Here is a 23,479-nt window from a genome sequence, read left to right as displayed (position 1 = left end):
TGGACTCTCAACGCGATGCCAATCCTTCACAACTTAAATGGCAAGAGTGCTCGCATTGCGAATCGCATCCATATCGAACAGTTGGTCCGATGCAGAAGCGGAAATCGTCAACGGTGTGACGACCACCAAGAAAATAAATTCAATGACAATGCGACGGCTAGGAGACTTGCTTGCGGTCATCATGGTTGCTCGGCTTGTTTTTTGAGTCGCCTCGACTCTGTTTCCCAAATGAGTTCGAGGGCCTTCACTTTTTCTGGCATTTCTTGCGCGAGATTATTCGATTCGGTAGGGTCACGACTCAGGTCGTATAGCTCCCAGGGTTTCTTGTTTTCGGCAACAAGCTTCCAGTCACCGTAACGAATCGCTCGCCCCTTGGCGTGATGAAAAAACAATATTTCATGGCCCGCAATCGCTTCTCCTTCAAAACTGCCCGCCATTGACTGCCCGTCCATCTTGATCGGCTCGTGACCGTTGTACTCATTGGGCACAGACACACCAATTACATCCAAAACGGTAGGCATGATATCGATTAAATGAGATACCGAACGAACCAAGTCGCCTTTGCTGGCGATTCCTTTTGGCCAGTGGGCAATCATGGGTGTGCGAATTCCGCCTTCGTGGTCAAATTGTTTGAATTGCCGATACGGCGTATTGGAAGCGTTAGCCCAACCGTAGCCATAGCTCTGGTAAGTGTCCTCGGGGCCCGGCATGATTTCTGGCAAGTTGCCCGGCCGCATCGGACGTCCATCTCGTGTTTGTTTGGGCAGAAAGTCACCGGTGCGATCGGGTAGATATTCCACGTGGCATCCACCGTTATCGATGGTGAAGAAGATCAACGTGTTTTCAAACCGGTCTGTTTCTTTAAGAGTTTGGACGATTTGACCAATGCCGCGGTCCATTGACGTGACCTGTGCCGCGTAGACTTCCATTCTTCGTTGTTGCCAAGCTTGGTTCGGTTCGTCCTTCCATGCTGGCACGTTTGAATGGCGAGTCGAAAGCAGAACGTCCTGGGAAATGATGCCTAGCTTTTTCATGGTTGCCAAGCGCTGCGCACGTAATCGATCCCATCCGATTGCATACTTTCCCTCATAGGCCTTCATGTCTGACGGTTTTGCATGCAGTGGCCAGTGCGCGGCCGTGTAGGCGACACTAAGGAACAAGGGTTTTTTGGCGTCGGCGGAACGAATCATTCGACTCGCTTCGCTGCTGATCGCATCGGTAAAATAGTAGTCGGGATTGTTATTGGCTTCCGATTCAACATTGGTCCGGTCGCGTGACAAGAACGCCGGTGCATAGAAGCTCGCGGCTCCGCCGAGGATGCCGTAGAACTCGTCAAACCCACGGTCATTTGGAAAGACGCGGTAAGGCGCACCGGCGAGATGCCACTTTCCAGACATCCGCGTCTGGTATCCATGGTCGTGAAGCACTTCGGGCAACGCCACACACCGTGGATGAATCGCATTTTCAAACATTGAGGTCTTGTGATAAATGCCGGTCAGCAGGGCTGCTCGCGACACCCAGCACATGTTTTCACTGTAAAAATTAGTGAATCGCAATCCGTTACTTGCCAAACCATCTAGATTGGGTGTTTCGATTTCACTACCGAAACAGCCGAGGTCTGAGTACCCGATATCGTCAGCCATAATCAAGACGATGTTTGGACGGTTGCCTGACTCGGCTCTTAGTGGTGCTAGAAAATTGGATTGCGTGATGAGTGCTACACACACCATGAAGGTGAGTGAAATGATTCGACGTTGCGAATGAAATGGGGGTCTTTGCTCGCCACTGCGTGTATCGAAATCATGTGTCGAACTGGCAAGGAACGGAATCATGTTGGACCTCATTCTTTGGATGGTGTCTGTTTTGCATTCGTTTCGATTTCACATGCTACCAGGTCAATTGGTTTGAGCTGTACATTAAAAACCGGATGACCCGGGGGGTGGCAAACAATATGTTGACCCCACAACGGCAAGGAAGTGATCTTGGTTCCCAACCATAGTATGCTCTTTTGAGTGAATCGGTAGAGTCTTGGCGCGGACCGCTGTAGCTAGACCGGGGCATTTCAGAATAGCATGGAACCGAAACCGCGGGGCCGGAACCATGTTTTAAGCGGCACAGCGGAGAAAACGGAATGCTGGTACCTTATCCGTCGGGACCGAAGCAATCCCAAGCTGTCGTCGACGCAAATATCGAGCGGATTCGTGTTTTGGACGACAAAAATCCGGCTCATTCGTCACCACCGGGAACAAGCCTTAACGTTGCCTGGGACTGATCACCAAACCATCAGGTTCATGGTAGTGAGCGATTAACCGGATGATGCGTCGCCAAGGCGTCTGTTCGAGGGTTTCACGGGCGGTCAGAAGGCTATTTTCCAAGGACTCGCGTTTTGCTTTGTCGGCTGCGATCGCGTCACGCAATTGATCGAGCATCCGGATCGAGTACGGCGGACCATTGTCGAGTTGCTTGTCGGCCAATCGCCCGAGTTCGGTTTCCAACTCAACTTGCTTGCTCTGTGTGTCTTGCAGCGTCGAAGTCGTGTTCTTCTGTTGAGCGATAACGACATCGATTTGTTTCAGAAGATCGATGTGCGACTCGTCACTACGCTCGGCTTGTTCGGTCGGATCGTGATTTGCCGCTTCTTGCAGCATCGCGATTCGCAATTCCAATGCGACATTTTGCTGTTTCGCGCCCATCGACGTCGGCGGCTGGGCTTATGCAATGCAACCGGTAACGATAAGAATAACGAAGTGTAAAGCTCCCCGAGCGGCGCAAGAACGTGGGCGGTCTTTCACGGTATGGAGCCCTGTCTGCTTTTAGATGTTCCCTTGCGGATGCGTCGCGTCGGTTGAGTTTGTATTAATCCTAAGCTTAGCGATGCCGAGCGACCAAGACGCAACCCCAATGAGGTTCACGCCTTTAAATAGGATGAACTAGAGATCAAAATCAACTGCGGCGTGCTTCCCTATTGGTGTCGTCGGTTACTCTGTGTCGTCCGAGTTGTCGATTGTGAACCGAACGGATGTTGCACTTTCCTGCTTCATTTCCAGCACCTCGGCGACGGCTCCTTCCAACTCGATCACGTCGCCTTGGTTCAGAATGGATTGTCGAAATTCGGTCAGCAAGCCGCTGATGGTATCGGCTTCGACAGCTTCTTCCAGCGGGATGTTCAATCTTCGCCGTGCTTCGTTCAGTAGCGTCGTTCCAGCAACTAGAAACTTGCCTGGGCCCTCGGGGACGATGTTCGGTTCAGAGATATCAAACTCGTCATCCACCTCGCCGACGATCTTTTCCAGTACGTTTTCAAGGGTCACCATACCTGTGATCGTTCCATATTCGTCGATGACAAACGCCATGAGTTGGTGAGTTGCCTGAAAGTGCCTCAGTACACGACTGATCGGCATCGTTTCGGGAAGCTTCTTAGGTGGACGCATAATCGTACGGACATCGAACGCTTCATCATCCGGCGGAACATTCAATAAGTCCTTTATGTGAACCACGCCCAACACCTTGTCTAGCGAACGGTCACAAACTGGATAACGTGTATGCATTGTCTGACGGACGAGTTCTCGAAGCTTTGACACGGGCTCATTAATGTCAAAGAAAGCGACTTCGCCACGTGGTAGCATGACTCGCCGAACGATCATGTCGTCAAACTCAAAGACGTTATTGATGAGCGAATGCTCATTGCGAGACAGATTCCCATGGACGTGGGCTTCCCGGAGCAATGCTCGGATCTCTTCTTCTGTGTTGACGCCAGCGTGATCCGACGCACCGCGAATGCCAACCAACCGCAGCAGAAAAGTTGTAACGATATTGAGGACCGTCAAGAACGGATAGAGCAGCACGTAGAAAAACTTTAGCGGTAATGCACACCACAAAAGCATTGGCTCAGGTCGTCGAATAGCAAAGATTTTTGGGAACTGCTCACCAACAACCAAATGCAAACCAGTGATTGCAGTGAAGGCGGCGACAAATCCCAAACCGTGAATCACTCTTGGGTCGGTGATGCCGGCCCAACCAAGGAGAGGTTCGACCAGTCTGGCAAATGCAGGCTCGCCCACCCAACCGAGCGCCAGCGACGCCATCGTGATCCCCAATTGGCACGCGGAAAGCGACTCATCGAGTCGTTTGGCGAGCCATTTTGCCGTTTCTGCAAACGCTTTGCCGTCCCGTGCGAGGCGTTCGATTCGCGAGATACGGACTTTGACCAGTGCAAACTCCGCGGCCACAAAGAAGCCGTTGAGAATAATCAGAATAATCGCTAGTCCCAAATAGAAGAGCGTTTGTCGAAGCGAGCCATCGCTGGCATCCGCGACAGGCGATTCAGTGGCAGCGATCAACAAATCTGACAATATCATGGGTGATGTCCAAAGAAGCCGGGGGGAAGAAAAAGCGGCCAGTCGATTCCGACAACTCTTTCAGCGGGTGTATCGTAACCCGCAAGACGCATTCACGCGACAGGATAATCCGCCGTCAATCCATCCGGCACGGAAATACATCCGTCGGTGCCTTTCCCTATGTCGCTCAACCCTGTCACCGGTTTCGTCGGTCATTCCGATCGTGGTGCAAAATCCAATTCGCCATCAACGTCCGCTTCGCGAACAGGCCTTTCGACTGCCGCTTTCTGTAACGGTTGGCTGAGAAAGTGACTCAGGGACGGTGTCGCGTTGGGGGTGTCAAACCCACTATTCTCAACAAGATCATTGTGACGCAGTGGGTCGTTCGCCAATCGCATCCAACCAACACTTCCGGGCGGTATCATCGTGTTTGTAACCGCCGCCATCGGCTGAGCGGTTGTCACGGATGGGTTTTTGCATGCTCGATTGCATCCCAAACATCGCTCACATGGACGACTTGCACGCCAAAACATCAGTTCGTCCATGCAAGATCGCGTAGATACAAAAACACGATCACCCGGTTGAAGTTGATAGTTCGATGCGGTGTTGCCCATTTGAACGATCTCTCGATAACACACTGGCAGCGTCACGCGACAGTCGCAGGGATCGGTTGGCCGAGCGAGCAGAATTTTGCATGGGTTTGCACTACTCGTTAGGCCTCCGGCGGCGACGATTGCATCCAAAACCGTTTCGTATCCCGACAATGGATAAGATCCTGGCGCATTGACTTCGCCAAGGACATAAAAGCGATGCACAGGGTCAAGCATCCGGACATTTACCGCGATCGCGTCACAATCATCGGGCAAAGGGGGCGAATCGATCGTCTGGTGATCATCTCCAATGGCGAACTGTTTACACGACTCACGTTGTTGACGAATTTGAAACCCGATTTGTTGCTCGATCAGAGATTCGGCCTGTTCTAAACCTTGTCCCGCGACGACGATTCGCCCGTAAGGTCCAAGGTCGACCGTGCCGTCCGCTAGGACAACCTGATCAGCGGGTAAGCGAAGGTCGAGGTTGACCGGTTCGATCAACAACGAATCGCCCGGCTCAAGTGCATGTGGTGGTAAAACGGTCTTTGAGTTCTCTCGCGGTATTCCGCTTGGAATGCGAGACGCATCAAGGACCGATTTGGCTTCCGTCGTCAGGGTCGCCCCTGAGGGGTACAGCGATAAACCCAGTGTGCTGCACCCGCTGAGGAGGCCACAACACAACAAGAGTAGCGGTCCCGAAATAGCAGTTTGAACGTGGTAACGCGTCCGATTCATCGTTTCACCTGTTAGTGTGGAATCCATCCAACAGGAATAATCGGCTCAAGTAGCATGACGCACGCGATTCAAAACACGGACGCCGTTCAGTTGGAAGAATCCGCACAACCGGACATCGAGTGAAACTCGATGTAACTCGCTATTTGATGTTAAACCCAGTAACGGCTTCCGCAGCCACGCCAGTCAGAATCAGCCGTTGGCCTTCGCGCAGCAGGAAACGGGCTGTCTCTTCGCGGAATGTCTCAACGGGGCGGAGCCGTACGATTGGGGCTTGCATTGTCCCCGTCACTCCGACCACCAGCGTGCGATCACGCAGTAGTTCTGAAATGTCCAGGATCGCGGATGTTGGAAGCACTGACCGAAGGGCGTATTGCTGTGCCAGTTGGGCAAAGTTTGCAACAATGTCCCGGTAGTCGCCTGTCGCTATCATAGCGTTCAAGTCCATCCTTCCACTGCGGATGAATATTTTTCCATCCGCTTGGACGAGTGCAGTATCCGACCCCATCCAGAATTCATCAATGACCACTGCGCCACCGCCAATCATGCCATTGGCGGCGCCAACGTCGAACGTTTGTGTTGCCAGTGAGGCTGGTCCGAGGAATCGTGACACTCCAATCAGTCCCGGTATGGCCGCACCGCGCGTTTGCCCGAGCTTGAAATCGAACCTGCCGGCCAAATCGTCGATGGAACGAATGGATTTTCCGCGAAGAGCCAAATCACCCGTAATTTCACCGTGGGCTAGGGAATTGGATTTTCCCAACTGTGTTGTCAAGCGGAAGAAGTCAACTCTCCGCGTTCGCCATCGGCTAATGAAATCGACGCCACGCCCACCACTTCGGGGCGACCCGAGCGATAGTTCACCTTCGACCTGTCCGCCACCCAGGCTCGATCGAACCGAAGGAAAACGAAGTTTCCAGCTCTGGTGACCGATGTCCGCGTCTGCGGCAATCCCACTATGTGCGGAACCGAGGCGGAGCCCATAAAACACCAATTCTCGGCCATCCACACTGCCGCGAACACGGATGGATTCACCATAGCCGGCGACGGTTGCGGTTACGGATGCTCGCCCTTGGTAATCGTTGGCTAGATCACCAAGAAACCAGAGTCCACGATCGAGAGTGACGCGACTTGCCGACAAACGCAGGTCAGCCTTCGGGCGTAATGTACTCTTAGGATCAACCAAGTAGACTCGCCCTTCCACCCTGGCCGTGCCGCCGGCGTAATCGCCGACGAAGGAGTCGATACTGAAAATTCCTCGCTCCAATTTCCCGCGTAATCGCAACGCCCGAGAGATTAATCGCGAACGATGGCTGACGCTGCTCAGTTCGAAAGTGATATCCGCATTGGGAATCGCAGCCATGGACGTGACGTTCCCATTGAAACCGCTGACTACCACTTCGCCGGACGCCAGCCCCATCAAGTTCGCTCTGTTTCCGGTGGCCAAAGTGAGCAGAGAACCAATTGACACATCCCCAAAATTCAGCATGGTTTTGGTCAACCGTCGACGGATGTTTGACCAGTGATCGTTGGCCTGCATTGCCGCGTTGGTTTCGACCTTGACGGTACCATCAAAAACTTTGCCATCTGCTGTCAGCGAGACTTCTCCCGCTTGTGCTGCAACCCTTAGCTCCAGATTCCCGATGTCAGTACTGCCGAGTGTGATGTTCTGCAAGGAAATTTTTGCTCTTCCCTGATGCTCAACGGGCTGGTCAACGGCATCGATGGGAACTGTCCAATCAAGATCACCGGAAAACACGGTGGTCAGTGTCATTGTCGAGCGAGAAGCGATAGGCAATGCGATCGAGCGTCGAATCTTGTCAAGGTTCAGTTTAACGACGAGGTCACCGGTTGATCCCAGTGGAACATTCGCCGACCCCATCAATCGACCGTCAAATAACGATGCGTCAATTCCATTGATGACCAATGATTCATCGGTGATGGAGTAGTTCGAGTGAAATTGTTTGAGGCGGAATGTGGTGGGTAGATTTTCGGGCTTCCGTTTCGGAGTGAGGTTGAATTCAGTTGGCGTCAAATGGATGTTGTGCTCTAACGTGCCCAGATCGAAACCAGCAATGGCTAGTCCCGGCGACGCCACGGCGCCACGAAGATCCCAAGTTGAATTTTGAAGATTCTCACGGAGTCGCCCCTTGCCGGTAAGATGCAAGTCAAGTTTGCCCTCGGCGACGTGGTTCGTGCTTGTTGCTTGGGGCTGCGTGAGCATTCGGGCCACGGTTCCAACGGGTAAATTGTCACCGGCTAGCTCAAACTGAAATTCGCCTTTGTCCGTCAGAGGCACAGAGGCCTTTGCCAGGATTTGAATCGAATCTTTCGTTTCCTCGCCGCGACGTGCCATCATCGAGAACGCATCAAGCAACAGTTTTCCATTTGTAATCTGTACTCGTCCAGTGTCGAAGTCAGCTGGCGGCAGGTCCGATAGTTTCAGACCTTTACCAGTTACGTTTCCGTCGAGTTGGTAAGTCTCGATCCTGTCCACGCTAGAGAGCGGGACACGCAATTTGACTTTGCCTGACAACTCACCTCCCTGGAGCAGCCGTTCATCGTGTTGCTGAGTGAACTTGTTGACCAAGGCAGCAATCGGTGCCAAAGAGATTCCCTTCACTTCCAAATCGGCCGTCACATCACCTGCCGGGACCAATAGCACTGTGGCACGACCACTAATCTGTCCAGGCGGTTGACTCATTCCTTTGCGGTCAACGACTAACGAGTTCAGGTTTTCAAGAGTCGCCACCCCATCTCGGTAAACAATGGATGTGTTCAGGTCTTTCAACTGCACGCCATCAACGATCAACGATGGGCTACTCAGTGTGCCGTCGAAGCGGTACGCCGCTCCATCTCCAATTGCCGTCATCGGGATACCGACGTCAAACTGAACGGTCACTTTGCCTTGCAGGGTCAATCCGGTATCAATGCCGATTGACTCAAGCTGTTTCGCTAGCTTGGCAACATTCATCTCTTTGAACGACCACTGTGTCGTCCAGTACCGTACTTTTGGCAAAGGTGGTTTCGCTATGGGGGTGTTCTTCGCTTCACGTTGTGGTCGCGCAGCTGGTTCCTGTGCTGTTGCGCCCGCCGTCCAAGCCATCATCACGATCGCTGCCAATACCAAATGCACATATGAAATCGGTACGGCTAATCGACGATGGCGCATTGGATAGAGTCTTCTTTGCTTTCAAGCACGGTTGGTCGCAAAGGTCCCGTGAAACTGGTGTTCGAACCAGAACCTTGTCCTGAGGCTACCAAATTAGACACGATTGCCGCCAATCGAATTCCGCGTTTTGGTTGAAACTCAGCCCGCCATTTCCCTCAATTGCACCCGATTGGCGCGGGGAATCTCCGAAATTTCGTGATTCCGCAGCCGAATCACACGATCATCCGATCCAACCTTTTCGCCAACGGAACCGATCCTTCGGCAGCAGCTTCACGTTCGGCGTTGATTCGCTCGTGAATCAGTGAGACTAGCTTCTCGATGAAGGTCGTGTTGCACGCAGCCAAGTCCATTCGCAGACGGACCAAGTCCGCCGCATCTTCCGCGTCAAACTTCGTTAGTGCGGCCTTTAACGCAGGTTTTTCCTTTTCAAGCGTAAGGCGACGCGAAGCGAGTCGGGCGGCTGATGATTGGCTTGGTGGAGTCAATTCGATGGTGGCTAGTGAGCGAAGTTGTGCCAGCACGTTGGAGATTTTCTCTTGAATCGCCACCATGCGTTCGCGGATTTCTTTTCGCCGTGGCGAACGTGCTTGAAGTTCAGTCTCTGCGTCCTGCCTCGCTTCTTAAAATGGCGATAGCTGCAATTCTACCTGCGTTAAGAGTTGCTCAAGTTCTTGGAGTGAGAGTTTCGCATCGACAGTTGGCTTTTGATCCTTCAGCTCACTTCGCTGTTTTCTGAATTGTTCGGTACGCTGAGCTATCGACTCGGTCTCGGTCCTCAATCGATTCAATCGAGCATCGCTGGCTTCCGCTGATTGTAGGTTCTTTATTGCGGCTTTGTAATTGTCGGTGGCCTGTAGTTTGACGTCGACGGTGATCTCACTGCTCTGTTCCAGCTCCGCAAGTGATCGTTCGACGTGTTCGGTTGAAAGCGGCGCAGCAGAGGACGTATTGGCAGCCTTCAATTGCATCTTGGCGGCATCGTCCGCGACAACGACGCGGATGCTCGGATACGCAACAAACACTGGTATAAAACGACTGCCGCCGTTCGTGAAAGTATCCGGAAACCCCATTTCGGCCTCTTGCCATTCCTCCATATTGCGTGTTGTTTCGCCCGCTCCGCAGGCGAATTACGGATATTCCGAGGACGTCCACGGCGTGGCAATCCAAGTTCCGCGGCACCCTGAGAGGAATTCTGTCAATTGGGGGATTGCTAGCTTCTTAGTGTGACGACATCGCGTACACGTAGATGCGAAGCTCAGGGAAGCAACGTCAGCGTGACCCGACGCACGTCCATGACCGATTCTCCGGGAATGTCGACCGCACGCAGTGTCAAAGGTCCCACTCCGGCGGGAAGGCTGAATTCGCCGAGTTTCAATGTGCGGAATTCCTTCATCTGACTCTCTGCCTTTGGCCGCGGAAGGGTGTCTTGATTCGTGTTTAGAGGTGGATCCCATCCAGGTGTCACTTTGCCTGTGAGTCGCGCGTCGTCAAAACTTAACTCGATCGTTGATCCGGCATCAGGCACTTTGCAGGTGTAATCGATCGTGACGTCATATCGTCCCGCGGTGTGCACATCGAGCAGCCAAACCATGGTGTCTTCTTTGCTGGTCCAATCAACGAAATAGGAACAGTTTGGGGCGCCGCCACTGCGTTGGACGCCACCGTGAGGTTCACCGTCACGGGCCGGCAACATGGTGACCGGAAATTCGTGGTAGCCAACCGTCAGCGGCCGCGGATCCACCGCGTTGCGTTTTCCCTTTTTCTTGTCGCCTTTGACCTTCGCCGGTGCTGTCGTGGCGCCAAACATTTCTTGACGCCAAGATTGAACCGCCTCAGTGAGTTCGGCGGCAATCGCGGGCTGCTGATGATTGATCGGTTTGGTTTGACCGGGATCAGCGATCATGTCAAAGAGATTGCCCTGATGGTCCAGGCGGTACGTCTGTGTTCGCACGCTCACCTTTCCCGCCCATGTGGAAAAGTGTCGATGCCCTGACCAGTCGGCACCTTGTCGCATAAGCAGCGGTGTTAGGTCACGTCCATCAAGGGGTTTATCCCCAACGCGGTTCACGCCTGCGAGTGTGGTGAGTGTCGGTAGCAAATCGATGGCGCCACTGATCTGCGTGACCGTGTGTCCGGCAGCAATTTTGGCTGGCCAGCGAATGTAACAAACCGACCGTAAGCCACCTTCGTCCGTGCTGCCTTTGCGGCCCTTCATACCACCAGTCCAGCGGTGACTGTTCGGCCCGTTGTCAGAGAAGTAGACGACAATGGTGTTGTCATCGACGCCATGTTCTTTAAGCTTGGTGAGCACACGCCCCACGTTCCAATCTTGATTCTCAACCATCGCTAGCGCGCATCGTGTGTAGTCATCGACTTCAGCCTTTGCGTCGGTGGCGCGCTGCGTGATCGGTTTGTCTTTGAAACGTTTCCAATCTTTCTCAGGCGCCGCCCACGGAGAATGTGGCGTGGTGAAGGGCACGTAGCACAGGAAAGGTTTCTCCTTGTTTCTATCGATAAAGTTCAACACGCGATCCGAGCAGACATCCACGATGAAGCCCTTGGTACGGACCATGTGGCCGTTCTCTTCGAGTGGTGGATCAAAATACTCACCCCAGTGGCCAGCGGTGTGGCCAAAGTACTCATCGAATCCTCGCGCCATAGGATGGTAGGGCCATTGGCTGCCGTTGTGCCATTTACCGAAAGCCCCCGTGGCGTATCCGGCCGATTTGAAAGCATCCGCGATCGTCTTTTCATCGATGTTGAGACGTTCTTGACCTGTGGAAACTCCTCGCACGCCGCTGCGTGGGTGATAGCGGCCCGTCAGAAACTCAGCGCGCGTGGGTGAACAAACTGAACAGACGTAGAAGCGATCGAGCGATACGCCACCCGATGCGATCGAGTCGATGTTCGGCGTGGAAACCTGCTCATTGCCCGAATGGCTATAGTCTCCCCATCCCGCATCATCGGCTAGGAAAATGACCAAATTTGGCTGCGTCGCAAAGGCAGCCAAAGGCATCGCGAAAATAGAAATCAGTAACGAAGCGAATGTAGATATGGACTTCATCTAGAGTTCCCGGGATTGATTTTGACTTCAATCATACCAGTCATCGCTGCCGCTTGGTTGTTCGGCGCCTTCTCTTTTTCGTCTCCTGATCGACCGGAGCAATTCTTTCTAGGTCGTTGTTACGAACTGCTTCAATTTCGCGCCGAACGTTGCCTTGGAACCATCCACAACGCTGCGACTTCTTGTTACGCAGCGAGGTGTGTTGCCTGCGGCAATCGCTGAAGCTATCTAGATCTCGACCTCCGTTGCATCCTTCGGCAATTCGCGACTCATCCACATCGGGGTCGCGATGAACCAAACGATGGTTCCAACGAGTGCCGCCCACTTCACAGCGTCTATGCCAATCGCACCAACGAAGTACAGCAAACACGGAATGATCACCGTGCCAAGTGCAACCAAGGAAACAAGTTTTGCAGGCATGTTCATTAGATATTCCCTTCGGTTGTTGCGACTGAGTTTTGGGTGAATTTGCTGAGCACAAGGTAGATCGCTCCGCAAGCAACCCAACAAGGTACTACTGCGTACGCAGCGAACAATCCCTGCGCAAAAATCAGATAAAGGCCAACGGCAACTGGTAAAAGCCAAGCGACCATCACGGCAATGCTGATCGACGATCCACTATGGAGCGCGTACTCCTCTCGCATGCCAAACTTTTTCATCAAGTAAAAATCAACAAAAATCACTGCGCCCATCGGACCGAGAACCGTTCCGTAGGTGCCGACGAAATCGAGTAATTGCGCCGATAGATTTGGAAATGCTCCAGCGATCGTTGCTACCGTACCAGCCACTAGTGTCATGGCGGTCCGCGAACTCTTTGGCAGCACTCCTTGGAATGCCAATCCGGCTCGATAAATGGTTGGGTTGGCGGTCGTCCATCCGGCAATCACCACACAGATAATGCCCGTCCAACCGAGGGACTGGAAAGCAAGCAGTCCTGGATTCGCCGCGACCTTCCCATCGGACCCTAACGCAAGATCAGGAGTAAGCTTGATCAATGCTGCCAGCAGCAGCGCGGCTGCGATCCAAGCCATGTAGTGCCCCAGGAACATGCCGATCGAAGGTGCCCATCCCGAAGACTTACTGCGAGCGAAACGAAAAATCGATAGGTCGGCCATCCCAAAATGCATGGCTCCATTACACAACCACGCGAAGACCACAATTTGCCAGAAACCGAAAGTTTGAGGTCCATTCTTTTCTTGCACAAACGCAATCGCGTCTGTCCAAAACTTGCCTTCCGTCAAAGCAGCCATGTTGGTGGCCTCCATTTGAGCCAGCGATACAATTCCGCACGCGGCGAACACTGCGATCATCCATGGTGCTGCGATGTTGGCGACATGGGCGACACGTTGGTAACCCCCCGCAGCGACCAGGGCGATCACGACGCCAACAATCGCTACCAAAGCGGTAAACGATGCATTGCTCAAGCCAAACATCGACTCAGGCACATCGAACGTGATGCCGAATGGAACGCCAACCGCCGATGCGGACACCGTAACCATCGCTCCCGCAAGGAAGCAGAATAACAATCCGTTGACAAGGTTGTAGAACTTTACCAGTGAGCCACCGGCGATCCGTTCGAGTTGGTAATACAACGTCATCCGCTTGGCCATCGCGATCGGTGTGACAAGGAAACGCCAAGTCAGCACGGCAAGAATATTACCGAGCAATAATCCAAGGATCAGATCCTGGAAACTCGCCCCGGCGGCCAAGAACAAGGGACCGATCATGAACTCGGTTCCGGCGGCATGTTCGCCAGCATACATTCCCCAAAACTTGCCGGATCCAAGTAACGCCGAATCGGGAACCGGTTCGCGTTCGAACTCACCGCCCGAATTTGACTTGTCTTCACTCATGGATATTCCGTTGGTTAAAAATTTGTGTGAGTCGATAGAGGGAGTGCGCTCAAAGCGCGTTCATTTATAGCAGCGCGTTCATGCAAATGGGCTTAGGCGTTCGCGGTGCCCAATTCAGAGCTGCGCAATGACTGGACGCTCGTTTCATACTCGCGAACTTTCTCGAGCCATGCTGCTCCAACGGGTACTCCCGAAGTTTGGCAGTAGTAGTCCCAGACGGCGCCCAACGGCATCATCTTTTGCTCTTCCATCAAAGCAAGTCGAGCAGTGTAGTCACCACTTTGTTCGAGTTGTTCCAGTTGCTCGGTGGGCTCTAGTAACCCAGCTAAGACTGCTTTCAATGCGTTCCGCGTCCCGATCGCCCACGCGGCAACACGATTGATACTGGCATCAAAAAAATCGAGTCCGATATGAACACGTTCAAGAAATTCGCCACGCACGATTTCCTGCATGATCGCTTGAAGCTCGTCGGTATACGTCACCACGTGGTCACTATCCCATCGCACTCCGCGGCTAACATGCAAAAGCAACTCCGGAACATACATCATTACCGATGAAATCTTGTCTGAAATTACCTCCGTTGGATGGAAGTGACCGGCATCCAAACACAGCACTTTGTTTCGCGAAATCGCGTATCCCAGATAAAATTCATGAGAGCCCACCACGTAGCTTTCACTACCAATGCCAAACAACTTGCACTCCACGGCGTCGAGCGTGTGCGCCGCAGGAAGAGCTTCTGCAAAGATTTGATCAAGCGACGCGGCCAAACGTTCTCGAGGAGCCTTTCGGGAAGCGGGGGTGTCTTTGAATCCGTCCGGTACCCAGAAATTGTTGATGCACGGGTTGCCCTGAGCGGCGCCCATGGCTGCCGCGATTTTGCGAGTTGCGATTCCATGATCAATCCAAAATTGGCGGATGCCACTATCGGCATTCGACAATGTGAAACCATCGCTTGCTTTTTCATGCGAGAAGTAACTAGGGTTGAAATCCAATTTAACGCCTTGGCTTGCTGCCCAATCCATCCAACCGGCAAAGTGTTCGACGCCAATTTCGTTTCGATCCACGGGACCGTTGAATTCACCGTACAAAGCATGCAGATTCAATCGGTGATTTCCAGGGATCAACGAATACGCCAGCTCCAAATCGCTGCGTAGTTCATCGGGTGTGCGTGCCCGTCCAAGGTAGTTTCCTGTAACAGCTAACCCATTGCCCAGTGCGCCGTCGTTGCCTTCAAAGCCAACAACATCGTCACCCTGCCAGCACTGTACCGAAATCGCGACCTCCCGTAGCCGCTCCAACGCGCGAGTTACGTTCACTCCGAGCGATTCATACTGCTCGGTCGCTAGCTCAAAGGCTTTTTCGGTGTTTGTTGAGTTCGTCATCTTGCTTGTCTATTGCCAAAGGATTTTAGTACGGTTCACTGCAATCGCTGCGTTCACTATCAACGCCAATAATAGGTGAGGCGAAAATGCAATACCTTGACGATCGTATTTGCGAATAGCACAATAGTGCCACAATGGGCTTCGGCTGCAATTGCGTCAGCCCGTGCGTTTTAGCATTGTACAGGCATCTTGAGTCACGTTGTGGCGTGCGATCCCAATACCAATCAGGGGAAAACAGCACGGATATTACAGAGACGGTTTTCCTGTCTTCCTTATATGTCGCGAGCGCAATCACCAAGCCAGTGAGTGACTTTTGCCTGAGCTGAGTTTGTCGCCAATGGGGTGTTGGGCCACGGGTTCAACGACCGCTAATTGCAATACTGCCGCGGCCATGGAGTGGTGCTAAATCGGTGATCTCACTGCGTTTCGTAACAAACACACGTAAATTCTCGGGTGGTTGTTCGTATTGGAAAACGCGTTGTACGACTCCTTCTTTTTGATAGGACCTCGTGACTTGTTGGTCGGGAAGTGGGTCCGCCAATAACCGCAGTCCGCCTTCGGGTGCGCTGTCTGTGTAGGTTTCCGTTACAGTCAATTCGAACTTTGGGTCACGCGTTCGTTCGATACGAAAACTCACTCCGGGAATCGACTCTAATTTGACACTGTCTTGACTTTGTAACGGAAGTGATTTGCGAACCGCCTCGGGGTCACCGAACCGAAACCATGCCTCGATCTGGACATTGCTCGCCCAGTCCGGCCAATCATCGACGTTACAAATCAACATCGGGACACCGCGAGACGATTCATACTGTGGTTGGCTGATCGAGTAGTGGATCTTTCGTCTCCGCTGAGCATCAAAACCTACCAAGTCAATCCACGCGTCACTTGGTCGCGGTGTAAACATTTGTGGCGATTGGTTTTCGACGACCAATTTTAATGTCAGTTCTCGATTGTTGTTTACATTGGGTGGTAATGCGATCACGGAGTAGCGATTTTGGTCGGCACCGTCGAGGTCCAACTCACTAAACACATGCAGCCGGCGAGGGAACGGGGCGTGTAGTAATTTTCCATCACGAAGTTGCAACTCGAACGCTTCTCCGCCTTCGACATGGACCACGGTAGAGGCGGTTTCATCTTCGCTGCGTCCCCGCGCTTCGATTTCGTATCGTTCCGCCGGACGCACCGGTTGTCCGGCAATGTGCCCCTGACCGGTTGGAGGCCAACGATCGAGGACTACGGTCGAGCCGAATTCAACTTCGTCACTTTGAATTTTCCCATCACGCTTCCACGCGACGCGTGGCCGATAACTGGTATCTTGAAGCAGGTTGGTCAATTCGGCTGCGTCTTTTGCGTTGCTGACACAACCTGGGAAGGCAAGCTTCAAATCGGCCTGCGGATCCTGATTGGCAAAGTTCACAATGCTCAACGAAATGTCTTTTGATCTTGCGAAGTTTGCCATTGCTTGTTGCCGAAAAGGAGTTGTATCAAAACCTCCGGACAGTTGTGGTTTCCCATCCGTTAAGACGATGATTCGACCTTCTAAACCGCCGAACATTTCATAGGCTTTATTGATCCCTTGATAAGTCGGGGTAACCCCGACAGCGGACAGATCGTCCAATTCGGCGATCAGTCGTTGTAGGTGCCCTTGATTCAGCGGGCCGAGGTCGACTTTTGCTTCGACATCAAAGTTGGGATTATGATTGGCAACACGATCATCGACTCTTAGCGAGGCTAACCCCACCTTCTGTCCACCGCGAACCGTAAAGACTTTCCATTTGTTGCTGTCCCGGCTATCTTTCACCATATACTCGCCGTTCTGGACCCACCCGTACCGATGACCAAAGAGCACCAATCCAATGCTGTAGTCATTCGGTAAACTCAGCAAAAATTTCTTAACTGCGGCAAGTGCCTCGTTGAGTCGGCTTCCCTTCATTGAACCGGAGCAATCAAAAACTAAGACGATCTTTTCCGCATGCTTTTCATCTGCTTGGACGATCGCCAACGGAGGGCCGTAGTTGGGCAATTGGAACAGCACGGTTCGAGGATTCCTTGGAATGCGAACGGTCAGTCCACCACGTCGTCGCAGGCCGCGAAAGAACGATTGCACGGGAAATGTATTGTCAAGCGTGGACAGCTCTTTCGCGATCATGAACGGAGTATTCAAAGGTTTGTCTATCGAATCGTTCAACGACAACAACTTTGAATCCTGATCAGTCCACACAGAAACCTGGCCCGATGGCAGGACTTGGGGACGGGCAAGTTGGAATGCAACCGAGCGACCGGCGACTTGCTGCAGCAGGGGGCGTTGCTCGGTTTGCTGGGCTGGTCGCGCCGTTAGGGTGGAGAGATCCTTGACGGCCGATTTCGACTCCGTTAACTGTGCCAATAAATCCACTTTTTCGAGTTTGGTAGAGAATGGTTTGAACGACTGTACCCGAAGCAACCGTTCGCTAGCCTGTGCAAAAAACGGCTGTTCGTTGGCTCTTGCTTCACACCAAAACTCGCGAAGCGTGCGGGCCGCTTGCTCCATGACGAACAACTGCATGTCTAGCGAGAACCGCTGCTCAACCGCATCTTCCATCGCTTTGGGACGATGACTTAGCATCACCGTCTGGCATCGTAGATTTGTTTCCAATTCCTCAACGTCGTTGCGGACTAATGACAGCCGAACGCCTTGTTTGCTGAGTTTATCAGGCTGGAGAGTGACGTCGCCAAAGTCGCGGGCAACAAGATCGACAATCGATTTGCGAAGCGTGGTTCCTTGCGAGTCGAACGACTCCGAGAGCGGTGGTTGTTCGCCATCGGCTAAAGCCACAGTGCCAGAGGGAGCACAGGTCAGTTCTTTGGTTTGTGTAAGCCAGTAGACCCAAGGATGCTGGTCTTGAATCCGTATCGATCGATTCAGATTCTCGATCCATTGGTCGTCCGGTTCGGATGGAACAGATCCGCCAGTCGCGTTTTGAGAAATCGTCAAGTCGGCTTGATCTTGGCCAATCAATTCAACCAAACGTTGATGGATGCGTCTTCGTTGTGCCGCGATCGAGACCCCTGAACCTTGCAAGAGTGATACTGCTTGACGCAAACCGCTCTCGTCACTTGCTTTCGTTCCGCTTACAACATCCACCCGTTCGCTCAATCGTAAATTCAGTCGCTGCATTGCGGCTTCCGCGTCGGCTTTTGCACGAGAGATTTCGTTGATTGGACTATTGCTAATGAAACCCACATTGTCCTCCGCATCAACGAGTCGCAAACGAGCTGCCAAACATCGGACGGCATCGGTGGCGGCGAGGATCAGCGCGGCCGAGTTCCCGCCTTTTTCTTTGTCTTCAAATGCACCGACATCGGCAAGCAATGTTTCCGCCATTCTCGGGATATCGTGAAACATTTGGTCTCGCAATCGATACGCATCCGAGATTTTCTGTCCTCGGTCGCGAAGCTCTGGGTAGTCATCCATGCTGAGAACGGAAAGTTTTGTTTCGGCACCACCTGATTCCGCGTGGGCCAATGCAGCGTCACAAAACATCATTCGCTGACGATCTAAATTGGACATCGCATTGCGAGTCCAGAACGACGCTCGAAGATCCTTGGTGAATGCTGCTTCACGACTGGCACGATGCGATTGAAGAATTGCGACGGCTCGGTCGCCGCGAATGTTCGAAATGTCGGGCGCAGTCAATAAGCGAATCAAGTGTGTTTCGACAAACCGCGCCGGTTGGTTTGGGTTCACCATGACACGATCAAGCAACGAGGCGGCGGCGGCAAGCGATCCCGGTTCGAATTGTTTGTCGATTAACCACGTCCAAAGCATGCGAGTGACTTGCTCTTCACCAAGTTCCGGCCCAAGTTCGTTGGTTTCTGGAGTGGGATCTTTCGCCCACGCGGCTGCCAACTCCGTCAAAGCTTGGTTTGTCGGCTGTTCAAACGAATCGGGTTCTGGCTCGCTGTAAAAGTAGTCGACCAATCGCAACTCAGGCAAAGCCGATTTGTTCGGTATTCGTGGCGATCCACTCTTGAACTCGCCAAGCAATTTATTGCAATTCGCTTGCAACGTCTTGCGCTCTTCCTCGTAAGCTTGACCGGCCAAAGCCAATTGATCGAGTCGTGTGAGCTGTTTTTCCAACACAGACCATGCTAACGGATTGGTGGCCAACGGCGGATGTGGAGTTTTGGCAATTGCATTATGTTGGTCCCAAAGTTCATCGATCTCGTCAAACACACCACTCAACCGATCCGCGTCCACGACCGCAAAGTTGGGGCTCGGCATCTTGTCTGGCTTCTGGATCAAACGCCAATCGGCAGCCTGCTTACTCAATAGGACAGGATGTTGGCGAGCATCCCATATTGCTTGAGCGTCGGTTGAAACTTGGCGACGAATATCTGCGGCAACCTCACCCACGGTGATATAGCCGTCTTCGTTTGTATCACCGCTGCCCGTTAAAGATTGAATAATTGCTTTGGCAAACAAGCTGCGTCCACGTCGCGGGTCCCACCAACTCCGTTGCCCTTCGCTGCTAGAAACGATCACCGCAATTCGGCCTTCGCTCTCTCGCGTGACAACTTTGTCGACTCGGTCGGTAAACGAATCATCAAGTTTTCCCCAATCCCAAATCGTTCCGCCGCGCGTGGCATCGAGAAACAAGACAACTCGATTGTCCTTCTTCAGTTTGCCAATGATGCTTTTCAACAACGATTCAACCGAAACCCATGTGCTGGCATCTCCCGGTTGGCTGTCGCCGACGATCAAGTAGGGTTCGCCTTCATGAACCAAGCCTTGAGCGGTGACAAACACGGTGATCATATCGCCTCGGGGGCCTCCGGCGACCGCGGATGCCAAATGTGTGGTGATCGATTTAATCAACTGATCACCCGCTTTCTCCATCGGGCCGGTCTGTTCGTCGACGGTACTAAGAAACTCTACATGCTGGTTTGCCTCGCGGTTGAACCACGCTCTAAACCACCGAGCGTCTTCTTTTCCAAACGGATTTGGCGGAATCGAAAGCGGGTCGGATCCCAAACGAGGTGCCGATTGAGAGACGGCCGCGACGATTAACGGCACATCACGGTCAGGCCGTAGCCGTAGCACCCAGGCTAAGATGATGGTCATGCCGATCGCAAGCGTCACCAGCGCGCTGACGCGAAACAGCAAGTGTCTACGTTGGCGGCCTCGGCTACCGAATTCACCCGCCTCGGCTGCTGGTGTTACCGAACGTGCTGATTTTCTCCAACTGGCACGTGGTGTCGGTGAATGGCTATCCCGCATCGAATCCTGCCCTTCTCGTGACGATTGACCTTTGGGTCGTCAGAGCACCGTTGCTGCGATCCCATCTCCAGTATACTGTTTTCAATCCCCCCAGAAAATCACTTCGGTTTTTTGCTACGCTGGGTTTTCGATGAATTCGGTTATGATTGACGTCGTCACGTCATTCACCATCAAACTAACGGAGAATCAGTTTGCGAGTTGTGATCGCGATAGAATCGGGCCCGCGAACCGGTGCCAGGTGGCTGCTGCGCAGCGGTGAAAAGCTGTCTTTTGGACGGAGCGAACGGGCGGACATTATTCTTGCCGATGATCCAATGTTGTCGTCATTGCACTTTCGAGTCTCTGTCGAAAACGATAGCTGCACCATTGAAGATCTGCAAAGTACCAATGGCACGCGAGTGAACGATGTTCAGGTCGTGCAGCGGAGCTTGACCGATGGCGATCACATTCGGGCAGGAAAAACGACCTTTGTGTTCCATCTGGAGTCTTCTTTTTCCACCGATGCAAAGACCAAGGAGGATAAGGAAGATACAGCCGAACATGACGAGCCAACGGACGTTGAACCCTCGCCCGCACGACAGGATCACGTGGCGGATTCTCCGGTGTTCGGTCCGCAGGCCCCCGATGACATCCGCTCGGCAGAAGTGGCTACGGAACAGGAGTCGTTTTTTGATTCGATGCCGACTTCGACTCCGGTGCCCAGTCCGGTGCCCAGTCCGGTGCCCAGTCCGGTGCCCAGTCCGGTGCCGACGTCAGTGCCTAGTCCGAGGCCACGCTCGGCAGTCGTAGAACCCAAACCATTGACTCCGGTGGATTCGCCACCGAAAGCGGTTCCGCAAAAAGCCGTGCCGAAGCGACCCGTCCCGCAAAAGGATGTCCCTCAGCGAGAAGTGGAACCGCTGCGATTGCCAGCGGATCTGAGCTTAACGATTCAGCAGTGCAATTCGGGGCTATTTCGTGCGACTCAATCAGATGAGATCGCGGATGTGTCGCAAATGGCGCGTCGTTTATCGAGTCATTGTCCACTGACGTTGATCATTGACTTTGCCAGGACGGGTCTTTATCCGCCAGAGCTTGCGGATGATCGTCCCTCCGACTACTTGATGGGGAATTTACCGCGCCAGGTTGCTGCGTCGGTGTCGCCAAGAATGATTCGATCGACTGATGTCGATCAGCAGGATCAATGGCTCAAGCAAGGTTGGAACCAGGACGGGATCATTGTGCTGTGCTCCTATGTCGACGTGCCACCCTTGCTTGAGTATATGCAGGGGTTAATGCGTGCGAGTGACAGTGATCACGACAACTCTCGCGGCATGTTGGGACTTTGTTGGCCGAGTATTCTCGAAGCGGTGCTCAGCGATGGCAAGAAGGGATTAGCGAGCATGGTCGTCGAACCATGCGAATCGATCTTAGTCGAATCGGCGGATGCGGCGGGAGGATGGGCGTTGTTTGGTGATGAACGACTGCCACAACTCCTCGCCGCCTGCGAAATTCCCGTAAGCGAATCTTAGCGAGATTCAGCCCGATTTGAATCACTCAGTGCGATTCAGTTCAGTTGGATTGGCACGAGCATGCTTGCTGCTCAGGTACCATGCATGTCACTTGAACGGGAACCTCCCGAACGACCGTGTAAGGTACCTTGACCGTGCAAATTTCGGTCTTCTCTTCGTGGACGGTTTCCGGCACAAACGCGGTAACCATCTTGGTTCGCTTGCGAGGTTCGAGCGTTGTGTAAGGATTCTTGACGGTCTTCTTTTCGACCTTTGTAAAATACTCTTTTACTCGGCGTGTTTTTTCAATCGGCACGCAAATGTCGACTTCGCAAGTGTAAGGTTCCTCAATCGTAACCGGCTTCATGACGGTCTTCTCTTTCAGAACTTCGACCGGACAAGGGCACCAAACTTTCTTTTCCGTGCAGAGACAACCGCCACAGGTTTTGGTAGCGACCATTTTGGTTTCATAGTATCCATGGTCCTCGGTCACCGTGCATATTTCCGTCGTCGGAACCATTTCGGTGCGTTTGCGAGTCTTGGTGACCGTGTCTTTACCAGGAACGGTGATGGTGTATTTCTGGTCAACCCAGCGAAATTTTGGCGTTTTGATTTCAAGTTCCTGTGGATCCTCTTTCTTCACGCGAACCCAAGCTGTGTACTCATAAGGAACGAGCTGTTCTACTTGAATTACCTTGGGCACCAGAACCGTCTTGACTTGCTGTTCTTCTCGATAGCAGGTCTCTTCCACCATTTTCATTTTTGTCACGGTAACAGGGACCATTTTTTCGCAGTGTCCCGTGCCGCCGCAATGCGAGCAGAGTCCACCGGCCCATGCAGCAGGTCCAGTTAGCAGGATTGAAAGGAAAACACCACCGATTTGCATTCGAAAACTCGACATCACCACGCAAACTCCAACATTGTTTGATCTATATACGCCACCCCCAACTTGGAGATGACCCCTGAAACGTAGGTCGCGAATAGTGCACGTCAAATCAGAACTGGTAAGCTATTTCCTTTTATCCTCCTTTTTGTTTCGGGTGCCCCAGATGACTCGAGAATCGAATCGACCAATTGACGATGAAGATGCACTTTGCGAAGTGGACCTAGAAGGTACCGGGCGAGAACTCACGCCGCTTGCACAGCAGTTCATCGAGGCAGGTCGAGCGAGTTTCAAAACCGTTGATGAGTTTGGGTTCGTACCGAGTAACTACGAAATGCTCTGGAGCAAATTGGATGCATTGCCCCGCGGCAAGTTTTGTGAACTGGGCAGTGGTTTCGGAATTGCCACCGGATTGGCGGAGATACTCGGTTTCGAAGCGCAGGGCGTTGAAATCTCGCCTGAGTTGGTTCAAGCGTCCCAAACGCTGCTTGCCAAATTTGGCCTATTGGCTCGAATCAAATGTGGCGACTTGCTGCAGTGGAGGGAACAAGCCGATGTGTTCTTCGTCTATAGCTGGCCAGGCCAAGTCGCAGACATCGAACGAATGTTTGCCGCCATTGCTTCGCCCCAAACGAGACTATTGATCTGCTACGGTCAAGACGACATGCGATGTAAAATGCTACGGCCTAACGCTTAGCGCGGCTGTAGCAGAG

The 23,479-nt window shown here is 52.8% G+C and carries 16 protein-coding genes; 2 read left to right on the top strand and 14 right to left on the bottom strand.

Annotation, left to right across the window (positions count from 1 at the left end; all coding sequences use genetic code 11):
• Positions 1-33 precede the first annotated feature (33 nt).
• From CA13_RS35335 to CA13_RS17610, 13 genes are all read right to left on the bottom strand, one after another.
• A complete protein-coding gene (locus CA13_RS35335; RefSeq protein ID WP_419194507.1) occupies positions 34-183 on the bottom strand; it encodes a hypothetical protein in 150 nt (49 codons plus the stop codon).
• Positions 180-1,832: an arylsulfatase gene (locus CA13_RS17665; protein WP_419194506.1), complete on the bottom strand. Its 1,653-nt coding sequence runs from the start codon at positions 1,830-1,832 to the stop codon at positions 180-182. The genes CA13_RS35335 and CA13_RS17665 overlap by 4 nt, the downstream gene beginning before the upstream one ends.
• Before the next feature lie 420 nt (positions 1,833-2,252).
• Positions 2,253-2,693 carry a hypothetical protein gene (locus CA13_RS17660; protein WP_146398817.1) on the bottom strand — a complete coding sequence of 147 codons (441 nt, stop codon included), beginning with the start codon at positions 2,691-2,693 and terminating at the stop codon, positions 2,253-2,255.
• Between the two features lie 285 nt (positions 2,694-2,978).
• A complete protein-coding gene (locus CA13_RS17655) occupies positions 2,979-4,358 on the bottom strand; it encodes a hemolysin family protein (RefSeq protein ID WP_146398816.1) in 1,380 nt (459 codons plus the stop codon).
• A 191-nt stretch (positions 4,359-4,549) separates the two neighbouring features.
• Positions 4,550-5,665, bottom strand: a complete 1,116-nt coding sequence (locus CA13_RS17650; RefSeq protein ID WP_146398814.1) for a polysaccharide biosynthesis/export family protein — start codon at positions 5,663-5,665, stop codon at positions 4,550-4,552.
• 139 nt (positions 5,666-5,804) lie between these two features.
• Positions 5,805-8,834, bottom strand: coding sequence for an AsmA-like C-terminal region-containing protein (locus CA13_RS17645; protein WP_146398812.1), 3,030 nt, complete (start codon positions 8,832-8,834; stop codon positions 5,805-5,807).
• Between the two features lie 212 nt (positions 8,835-9,046).
• Positions 9,047-9,385, bottom strand: coding sequence for a hypothetical protein (locus CA13_RS17640; protein ID WP_146398810.1), 339 nt, complete (start codon positions 9,383-9,385; stop codon positions 9,047-9,049).
• A gap of 69 nt (positions 9,386-9,454) precedes the next feature.
• A complete protein-coding gene (locus CA13_RS17635; RefSeq protein WP_146398808.1) occupies positions 9,455-9,904 on the bottom strand; it encodes a hypothetical protein in 450 nt (149 codons plus the stop codon).
• A gap of 185 nt (positions 9,905-10,089) precedes the next feature.
• The gene (locus CA13_RS17630; protein WP_146398806.1) at positions 10,090-11,898 is read right to left on the bottom strand and encodes an arylsulfatase; all 1,809 of its coding nucleotides are present in this window, start codon (positions 11,896-11,898) and stop codon (positions 10,090-10,092) included.
• Positions 11,899-12,126: 228 nt separating this feature from the next.
• On the bottom strand, positions 12,127-12,324 hold the full coding sequence (locus CA13_RS17625) for a hypothetical protein (RefSeq protein WP_146398804.1): 198 nt from the start codon (positions 12,322-12,324) through the stop codon (positions 12,127-12,129).
• Positions 12,324-13,751 carry a purine-cytosine permease family protein gene (locus CA13_RS17620; RefSeq protein ID WP_146398802.1) on the bottom strand — a complete coding sequence of 476 codons (1,428 nt, stop codon included), beginning with the start codon at positions 13,749-13,751 and terminating at the stop codon, positions 12,324-12,326. The genes CA13_RS17625 and CA13_RS17620 overlap by 1 nt, the downstream gene beginning before the upstream one ends.
• A gap of 92 nt (positions 13,752-13,843) precedes the next feature.
• Complete coding sequence (locus tag CA13_RS17615; RefSeq protein ID WP_146398800.1) at positions 13,844-15,133, bottom strand: L-rhamnose isomerase; 1,290 nt, start codon at positions 15,131-15,133, stop codon at positions 13,844-13,846.
• Between the two features lie 358 nt (positions 15,134-15,491).
• Positions 15,492-20,393 (bottom strand): vWA domain-containing protein, encoded by a 4,902-nt coding sequence (locus CA13_RS17610; protein WP_146398798.1) that lies wholly within the window; start codon positions 20,391-20,393, stop codon positions 15,492-15,494.
• 200 nt (positions 20,394-20,593) lie between these two features.
• On the opposite strand from CA13_RS17610, the gene CA13_RS35330 reads away from it, so the two are divergent.
• Entirely contained in the window at positions 20,594-21,904 is a 1,311-nt protein-coding gene (locus CA13_RS35330) for an FHA domain-containing protein (protein ID WP_419195122.1), read from the top strand.
• 40 nt (positions 21,905-21,944) lie between these two features.
• Here the strand turns inward: CA13_RS35330 and CA13_RS17590 are convergent, their stop codons facing one another.
• Entirely contained in the window at positions 21,945-22,784 is an 840-nt protein-coding gene (locus tag CA13_RS17590) for a hypothetical protein (RefSeq protein WP_146398792.1), read from the bottom strand.
• A gap of 148 nt (positions 22,785-22,932) precedes the next feature.
• On the opposite strand from CA13_RS17590, the gene CA13_RS17585 reads away from it, so the two are divergent.
• Positions 22,933-23,463, top strand: a complete 531-nt coding sequence (locus tag CA13_RS17585; protein WP_146398790.1) for a class I SAM-dependent methyltransferase — start codon at positions 22,933-22,935, stop codon at positions 23,461-23,463.
• The last annotated feature ends 16 nt before the right edge of the window (positions 23,464-23,479 follow it).

The organism is Novipirellula herctigrandis, assembly GCA_007859835.1.
Taxonomy (GTDB): domain Bacteria; phylum Planctomycetota; class Planctomycetia; order Pirellulales; family Pirellulaceae; genus Novipirellula_A; species Novipirellula_A herctigrandis.
Note: the sequence above shows the minus strand (reverse complement) of the source record. Positions and strands in the feature narration are given on the sequence as shown.